This is a genomic window from Citrobacter sp. (assembly GCF_050252275.1).
Classification (GTDB): Bacteria; Pseudomonadota; Gammaproteobacteria; order Enterobacterales; family Enterobacteriaceae; genus Citrobacter_A; species Citrobacter_A amalonaticus.
The window spans coordinates 1-8,173 of record NZ_JBFWLF010000212.1 but is presented as its reverse complement, the minus strand read 5'-3'; the positions used below and the strand labels follow the sequence as shown (position 1 = coordinate 8,173).

The following is an 8,173-nucleotide window of genomic DNA, read 5'->3' as shown; positions in this document are numbered from 1 at the left end:
ACGGCGAAGCCTTTTCTGGAATCATGGATTAAAGATCAGGTCGGTATTCCGGCGCTGGTCAGGGCATTTAAGGAAAAAGCGCCGTTCTGGGTCGAAAAAATGCCAGAACTCCCTGAACTGGTGTACGACAGTTTGCGCCAGGGCAAATATTTACAGCACAGTGTTGATAAGATTGCGCGCGAGCTTCAGGAGAATCATGTGCGTCAGGGCCAATCCCGTTACTTATTGGGAATTGGAGCCACGTTACTATTGAGTGGGACATTCCTGTTGATTAATCGTCCTGAATGGGGCTATATGCCCGGCTGGTTGATGGCAGGCGGTCTGGTCGCCTGGATTGTCGGCTGGCGCAAAACTCGCTGATTTTTTCATCGCTCAAGGCAGGCCGGGTAACGTATACTACGGCCTTATTAATTCATCATCTATCACAGAGGAACATGTATGGGTGGTATCAGTATTTGGCAGTTGGTGATCATTGCCGTCATCGTTGTACTGTTGTTTGGCACCAAGAAGCTCGGCTCCATCGGTTCCGATCTTGGCGCATCCATCAAAGGCTTCAAAAAAGCCATGAGTGATGATGATGCTAAACAGGATAAAGCCAGTCAGGACGCTGACTTTACCGCGAAGTCTATTACTGACAAACCGGCAGACGCTGCTAAAGAAACGGCGAAAACAGAAGACGCGAAAAGCCACGATAAAGAGCAGGTGTAATTCGTGTTTGATATCGGCTTTAGCGAACTGTTACTGGTGTTTATTATCGGCCTCGTCGTACTGGGGCCGCAGCGATTGCCGGTAGCCGTCAAAACGATAGCTGGCTGGGTACGCGCATTGCGATCCCTTGCGACCACCGTTCAGAATGAACTGACCCAGGAACTTAAGCTCCAGGAGTTTCAGGACAGCCTGAAAAAGGTTGAGAAAGCGAGCCTGGAAAATCTGACTCCCGAGCTGAAAGCCTCGATGGATGAACTGCGCCAGGCGGCGGAGTCAATGAAACGTTCCTATAGCGCGAACGAGCCCGAAAAAGCGAGCGACGAAGCGCACACCATCCATAACCCGGTGGTGAAAGGGAACGAAGAACAGCATGAAGGGGTCACGCCCGCTACTGCTGAAGTCCAGGCCAGCGCACCGGAACAGGCTCCTGAGATTGTCGGGGAGACGTCTCCTGTCGTCAACGTGAAGGACGCTGAACCGAAAACCGCTGCTCCTGTTGCTGGCTCCTCCCCTACGTCGAGTGATAAACCGTAAACATGGCTGTAGAAGATACTCAACCGCTTATCACGCACCTGATTGAGCTGCGTAAACGTCTGCTTAACTGCATTATTGCGGTTATCGTGATTTTTCTGGCATTGGTCTATTTTGCCAATGACATCTATCACCTGGTTTCCTCGCCGCTTATCAAACAGTTGCCGCAGGGCGCAACCATGATCGCGACGGATGTCGCATCACCGTTCTTCACCCCGATCAAATTAACCTTCATGGTGTCGCTGATCCTGTCAGCGCCGGTGATCCTTTATCAGGTCTGGGCGTTTATCGCGCCAGCGCTGTATAAGCATGAACGCCGCATGGTGGTGCCGTTACTGATCTCCAGCTCGTTACTGTTCTATATCGGCATGGCGTTTGCCTACTTTGTCGTGTTCCCGCTGGCGTTTGGCTTCCTTGCCAATACCGCGCCGGAAGGCGTGCAGGTCTCGACGGATATTGCCAGCTATCTGAGCTTTGTCATGGCGCTGTTTATGGCGTTCGGGGTCTCGTTTGAGGTGCCTGTTGCCATCGTGCTGCTTTGCTGGATGGGGGTGACGACACCGGAAGATTTGCGTAAAAAACGGCCTTATGTGTTAGTTGGCGCGTTTGTGGTAGGGATGTTGCTGACGCCGCCGGATGTTTTTTCGCAGACGTTACTGGCGATTCCGATGTACTTCCTGTTTGAGGTCGGCGTTTTCTTCTCACGTTTCTATGTCGGTAAGCGACAGACACGGGATGAAGATAACGAGGCGGAATCGGAAGCCGAAGCTGAGAAAGCCGAGAAGACAGAAGAGTAAATTCAACCGCCCGCCAGGGCGGTTGTCATATGGAGCGAAGCATGTTTGATATCGGCGTTAATTTAACCAGCTCGCAGTTTTTAAAAGACCGTGATGAGGTTGTGGCACGCGCGAGGGTTGCTGGCGTGAAGGGCCTGCTTCTCACCGGAACAAACCTGCATGAAAGCCAACAGGCGCAACGACTGGCGCACATTTATCCTCACTGTTGGTCGACGGCCGGTGTTCACCCGCACGACAGTAGCCAGTGGCAGCCTGCCACAGAGGAGGCGATTGCGGCGCTGGCGTCAATGCCTGAGGTCGTGGCGATTGGCGAATGTGGCCTTGATTTCAATCGTAATTTTTCCACTCCGCAGGAACAAGAGCGGGCGTTTGATGCGCAGTTGCGTATCGCTGCTGAGTTACAGATGCCGGTTTTTATGCATTGTCGTGATGCGCATGCACGATTTCTGACGCTGCTGGATCCGTGGCTGGATAAACTCCCGGGTGCGGTGCTGCACTGTTTTACCGGCACGCGTGAAGAAATGCAGGACTGTATCGACAGAGGATTACATATCGGCATTACAGGCTGGGTCTGTGATGAGCGTCGTGGGCTGGAACTGCGCGAATTGCTGCCGTTTATTCCGGCCGAACAGTTGCTGATTGAAACCGATGCGCCGTATCTGTTGCCGCGCGATCTCTCGCCGAAACCCGCATCGCGACGTAACGAACCGGCATATCTGCCACATATTCTTGAGCGTATTGCCCACTGGCGCGGAGACGATCCGCAGTGGCTTTCCGCCACAACGGATGCGAACGTCAGGAAACTGTTTGGAATGTCGTTTTAAGTCGCCGTTAAAGCTTACGGAAACCGGTGTTTTTCACGCTCTGCTTCACCTCTTTATTCAACAGGTTGAGCAGCAGCATGGAACGCGCTTCACCGTCCGGTTCAGTGAAGATCGCCTGCAGGCCTTCAAAAGCCCCTTCCGTAATGACCACACGGTCGCCGGGGTAAGGCGTTTCAGGGTCGACAATGCCTTCTGGCTTATAGACGGAGAGCTGATGAATCACCGTGGCAGGGACAATTGCCGGTGATGCGCCAAAGCGGACAAAATGGCTGACGCCGCGCGTGGCATTGATCGTCGTGGTATGAATCACTTCCGGGTCAAATTCCACGAACAGATAGTTAGGGAACAGGGGTTCGCTGACTGCAGTACGTTTTCCACGCACCATTTTTTCCAGGGTGATCATCGGTGTCAGGCAGCTCACTGCCTGTCTTTCGAGGTGTTCCTGAGCACGCTGAAGTTGCCCGCGTTTGCAGTACAGTAAATACCAGGATTGCATAATGGCTCTTATCCGCTTATTCGGGGCGCAAGCATAGCAAATGTAAGGCGTGAAGTTAATTATAATCCCGGTGGCGGCGGTGGGCTGCCAGAGTTCACGCTAATTTAACAAAAATACAGCATCACGATGATGAACGCCGTATAATGAGGCGCTTACGAAGAGGCCACAATGGACGCCATGAAATATCACGATTTACGCGACTTCCTGACGCTGCTTGAACAACAGGGTGAACTCAAACGCATTACGCTTGAAGTGGATCCATATCTGGAAATCACAGAAATTGCCGACCGCACGTTACGTGCCGGTGGCCCTGCGCTGCTGTTTGAAAACCCCAAAGGCTATTCAATGCCAGTGTTGTGTAACCTGTTTGGTACGCCAAAGCGTGTCGCGATGGGCATGGGGCAGGATGATGTCTCTGCGCTGCGGGAAGTGGGTAAATTACTGGCCTTTTTGAAAGAACCGGAGCCGCCGAAGGGCTTCCGCGATCTGTTTGATAAACTGCCGCAGTTCAAACAGGTGCTGAATATGCCGACGAAGCGACTGCGCGGTGCGCCTTGTCAGCAAAAAATCATCTCTGGCGATGACGTCGATTTAAACCGCATCCCCATTATGACCTGCTGGCCAGAAGATGCCGCGCCGCTCATCACCTGGGGGCTGACTGTCACGCGTGGCCCGCATAAAGAGCGGCAGAATCTGGGGATTTATCGCCAGCAACTGATTGGCAAAAATAAATTGATCATGCGCTGGCTGTCCCATCGTGGCGGCGCGCTTGATTATCAGGAGTGGTGTGCGGCGCATCCGGGGGAACGGTTCCCGGTCTCCGTTGCGCTGGGTGCCGATCCGGCCACTATTCTTGGCGCGGTGACGCCGGTACCGGACACGCTCTCAGAGTACGCCTTTGCCGGTCTGCTGCGCGGTACGAAAACCGAAGTGGTTAAATGCCTGTCTAACGATCTTGAAGTGCCTGCCAGTGCGGAAATTGTGTTGGAAGGGTATATCGATCCGGGTGAAATGGCACCGGAAGGCCCGTATGGCGACCATACGGGGTATTACAATGAAGTGGATAGCTTCCCGGTCTTTACCGTCACGCATATTACCCAGCGTGAAGATGCGATTTACCATTCGACCTACACCGGTCGTCCGCCGGATGAGCCTGCCGTACTTGGCGTTGCGCTAAATGAAGTGTTTGTGCCGATTCTGCAAAAACAGTTCCCGGAAATCGTCGATTTTTACCTGCCGCCGGAAGGGTGCTCTTATCGCCTTGCCGTCGTCACGATTAAAAAACAGTACGCGGGGCATGCGAAACGCGTCATGATGGGTGTCTGGTCATTTTTACGCCAGTTTATGTACACCAAATTTGTTATCGTCTGTGATGATGACGTCAATGCACGCGACTGGAACGATGTGATTTGGGCGATTACCACCCGTATGGACCCGGCCAGGGACACGGTGCTGGTAGAAAATACGCCAATTGATTATCTGGATTTTGCCTCGCCGGTCTCCGGTCTGGGTTCAAAAATGGGGCTGGATGCCACGAACAAATGGCCAGGTGAAACCCAACGCGAGTGGGGACGTCCAATTAAAAAAGACCCCGACGTGACCGCCCGCATTGATGCGATTTGGGATGAACTGGCCATCTTTAATGACGGTAAAGGCGCCTGAGGCGCTCGTTTTGCCCTACAGACCCATAGAGGGAGCGCATGACAACCTTAAGCTGTAAAGTGACCTCGGTAGAAGCTATCACTGATACCGTATACCGTGTTCGTTTAGTACCCGACGCGGCATTTTCCTTTCGTGCCGGTCAATATTTGATGGTCGTGATGGATGAGCGGGATAAACGCCCGTTCTCGATGGCCTCTACGCCGGATGAGCAGGGTTTTATTGAGCTCCACATTGGCGCGTCAGAAATTAATCTCTATGCCAAAGCAGTGATGGATCGCATCCTGAAAGACCATGAGATAACGATAGATATCCCGCACGGCGACGCATGGCTGCGTGACGATGAAGAGCGTCCGCTGATCCTGATTGCTGGTGGTACGGGTTTTTCCTACGCCCGTTCCATTCTGCTGACGGCGCTGGCGCATAATCCCAATCGTGAGGTCACGATTTACTGGGGGGGACGTGAAGAGAAGCATCTCTACGATCTCTCTGAACTTGAAGCGCTCTCTGTCAACCATCCCAATCTGCGCGTTGAAGCCGTGGTGGAACAACCGGAAGCCGGCTGGCGTGGGCGTACAGGGACGGTCTTAACGGCGGTGATGCAGGATCACGGAACGCTGGCCGATCATGACATCTACATTGCCGGGCGTTTTGAGATGGCGAAAATCGCGCGTGACCTGTTCTGTAATGAGCGCAGCGCACGTGAAGATCGCCTGTTTGGCGATGCGTTCTCATTTATCTAAGAAGAGAAACGAAGAAGAAAAAACCCGCCCCTGACAGGCGGGAAGAACGGCAACTAAATGGTTATACCGTGACGTTTTCGTTGTAGGCCGGATGAGATGCTTTAGCGTCGCCATCCGGCAATCGAGCCGGGGGGCGCTTCGCTTACCCGGCCGACAATGAGTGAATATCTTTACACCCGCTCAAACACGGTCGCGATACCCTGACCCAACCCAATACACATCGTCGCCAGGCCGAACTGGACATCTTTGCGTTCCATCAGGTTCAACAACGTGGTGCTGATACGCGCGCCAGAACAACCCAACGGGTGACCGAGCGCGATCGCGCCGCCGTTAAGGTTGATCTTCTCGTCAATCTGCTCCATTAACCCCAGATCTTTAATACACGGCAGGATCTGCGCAGCAAACGCTTCGTTCATCTCAAACAAACCGATATCACTGGCCGAAAGCCCCGCTTTTTTCAGCGCCAGTTTCGACGCCGGAACCGGACCGTATCCCATGATGGAAGGATCACAACCGACCACCGCCATTGAGCGCACGCGGGCGCGTGGTTTCAGACCTAACTCGCGTGCACGACTCGCGCTCATCACCAGCATGGCGGCGGCACCATCGGAGAGTGCAGAAGAGGTTCCTGCGGTAACCGTGCCGCTGACCGGGTCAAACGCCGGACGCAGGGTAGATAACGCTTCAACCGTGGTTTCCGGACGGATCACTTCGTCGTAGTTAAACTGCTTCAGCACGCCATCGGCGTCATGCCCACCGGTTGGGATAATTTCATTCTTAAACGCGCCGGACTGCGTGGCGGCCCAGGCGCGGGCATGTGAACGTGCGGCAAAGGCATCCTGCATTTCACGGCTGATGCCGTGCATGCGTGAGAGCATCTCCGCCGTTAGTCCCATCATGCCCGCCGCTTTGGCGACGTTACGGCTCAGACCTGGGTGAAAATCGACGCCGTGGCTCATCGGCACATGGCCCATATGCTCCACGCCCCCCACCAGACAGGCCTGCGCATCACCGGTCATGATCATTCGTGCGGCGTCATGCAATGCCTGCATGGAAGAGCCGCACAGACGGTTGACGGTCACCGCCGGAACGGAGTGTGGAACTTCCGCCAGCAGCGCCGCGTTACGGGCGATGTTAAAGCCCTGCTCCAGCGTCTGCTGCACGCAACCCCAGTAGATGTCATCAAGCGCCGCCGCTTCAAGCGCCGGATTACGCGCCAGCAGACTACGCATCAAATGTGCGGAGAGATCTTCCGCACGCACGTTGCGAAACGCGCCCCCTTTCGAACGGCCCATCGGGGTACGGATCGCATCAACAATTACAACCTGTTCCATTGTGACTCCTTAAGCCGTTTTCAGGTCGCCGACCGGACGGGCAGGCTCAACCGGGGGATAATACGGTTCGTTATGACGCGCTTTATTACGCAGACCTTCCGGAACGTCGTATAACGGACCGAGGTGCTGATACTGTTGCGCCATATCGAGATACTTCGCGCTGCCGAGCGTATCCAGCCAGCGGAACGCGCCGCCGTGGAACGGAGGGAAGCCCAGACCGTAAACCAGTGCCATATCGGCCTCTGCCGGACTGGCGATAATGCCTTCTTCGAGACAGCGCACCACTTCGTTGACCATCGGGATCATCATACGGGCGATAATTTCGTCTTCGCTGAAATCACGCTTCGCGTTACTGACGCCAGCCAGCAGGTCATCAACGGTGGCATCCTCTTCTTTCTTCGGCTTACCTTTGTTGTCTTCTTTATAGCGCCAGAAGCCCAGACCGTTTTTCTGACCAAAACGACTGGCGTCAAACAGCGCATCGATCGCGTCGCGATAATCTTTTTGCATCCGCTGCGGGAAGCCTGCGGACATCACGGCCTGCGCGTGATGCGCTGTATCAATGCCGACAACATCAAGCAGGTATGCCGGGCCCATCGGCCAGCCGAACTGTTTTTCCATGACTTTGTCGACTTTGCGGAAGTCCGCTCCGTCGCGCAGCAACTGGCTGAATCCCGCGAAGTAAGGGAACAGTACGCGGTTTACAAAGAAGCCAGGGCAGTCGTTCACCACAATCGGTGTTTTGCCCATTTTGCTTGCCCAGGCGACCACTTTCGCGATGGTTTCATCGGCGCTTTTCTCGCCACGAATGATCTCAACCAGCGGCATCCGGTGAACCGGGTTAAAGAAATGCATCCCGCAGAAATTTTCCGGGCGTTTCAGCACGCTTGCCAGTTCACTGATGGGAATGGTGGAGGTGTTAGAGGCCAGCACGGTATCCGGGCGAACCTTGTCTTCCGTTTCGGACAGCACCGCTTTTTTGACTTTCGGGTTTTCAACCACGGCTTCGACCACGATGTCCACGCGATCAAAACCGGCATAATCCAGCGTAGGGTGAATGGTCGAAATCACGCCCGCCATC

At 54.3% G+C, this 8,173-nt stretch carries 9 protein-coding genes and 1 pseudogene; 7 read left to right on the top strand and 3 right to left on the bottom strand.

Features of this window, described 5'->3' with window-relative positions:
• The 5 genes and pseudogenes from ubiB to tatD all read left to right on the top strand — a co-directional run.
• Positions 1-360 (top strand): annotated as a pseudogene (ubiB, locus tag AB7E14_RS16695) (ubiquinone biosynthesis regulatory protein kinase UbiB); the annotation flags it as partial.
• 78 nt (positions 361-438) lie between these two features.
• Positions 439-708 carry a Sec-independent protein translocase subunit TatA gene (tatA, locus tag AB7E14_RS16690; RefSeq protein WP_044327204.1) on the top strand — a complete coding sequence of 90 codons (270 nt, stop codon included), beginning with the start codon at positions 439-441 and terminating at the stop codon, positions 706-708.
• A 3-nt stretch (positions 709-711) separates the two neighbouring features.
• A complete protein-coding gene (gene tatB, locus AB7E14_RS16685; RefSeq protein ID WP_044327205.1) occupies positions 712-1,242 on the top strand; it encodes a Sec-independent protein translocase protein TatB in 531 nt (176 codons plus the stop codon).
• Positions 1,243-1,244: 2 nt separating this feature from the next.
• Entirely contained in the window at positions 1,245-2,036 is a 792-nt protein-coding gene (gene tatC / locus AB7E14_RS16680; protein WP_042998829.1) for a Sec-independent protein translocase subunit TatC, read from the top strand.
• Between the two features lie 41 nt (positions 2,037-2,077).
• On the top strand, positions 2,078-2,860 hold the full coding sequence (gene tatD / locus AB7E14_RS16675; RefSeq protein WP_046402116.1) for a 3'-5' ssDNA/RNA exonuclease TatD: 783 nt from the start codon (positions 2,078-2,080) through the stop codon (positions 2,858-2,860).
• Between the two features lie 7 nt (positions 2,861-2,867).
• Here tatD and rfaH read toward each other — a convergent pair whose 3' ends face one another.
• Entirely contained in the window at positions 2,868-3,356 is a 489-nt protein-coding gene (gene rfaH, locus AB7E14_RS16670) for a transcription/translation regulatory transformer protein RfaH (protein ID WP_042998831.1), read from the bottom strand.
• Positions 3,357-3,524: 168 nt separating this feature from the next.
• Here rfaH and ubiD point away from each other — a divergent pair, with 168 nt between their 5' ends.
• Both ubiD and fre read left to right on the top strand, forming a co-directional pair.
• Positions 3,525-5,018, top strand: a complete 1,494-nt coding sequence (ubiD, locus tag AB7E14_RS16665) for a 4-hydroxy-3-polyprenylbenzoate decarboxylase (RefSeq protein ID WP_044327658.1) — start codon at positions 3,525-3,527, stop codon at positions 5,016-5,018.
• 38 nt (positions 5,019-5,056) lie between these two features.
• The gene (gene fre, locus AB7E14_RS16660; RefSeq protein ID WP_044258316.1) at positions 5,057-5,758 is read left to right on the top strand and encodes an NAD(P)H-flavin reductase; all 702 of its coding nucleotides are present in this window, start codon (positions 5,057-5,059) and stop codon (positions 5,756-5,758) included.
• A 170-nt stretch (positions 5,759-5,928) separates the two neighbouring features.
• On the opposite strand, the gene fadA is transcribed toward fre, so the two are convergent.
• On the bottom strand, positions 5,929-7,092 hold the full coding sequence (gene fadA, locus AB7E14_RS16655) for an acetyl-CoA C-acyltransferase FadA (RefSeq protein WP_046402115.1): 1,164 nt from the start codon (positions 7,090-7,092) through the stop codon (positions 5,929-5,931).
• Positions 7,093-7,101: 9 nt separating this feature from the next.
• Positions 7,102-8,173, bottom strand: a 1,072-nt coding sequence (locus tag AB7E14_RS16650; protein ID WP_428169691.1) for a 3-hydroxyacyl-CoA dehydrogenase NAD-binding domain-containing protein, incomplete at its 5' end; no start/stop codon positions are given.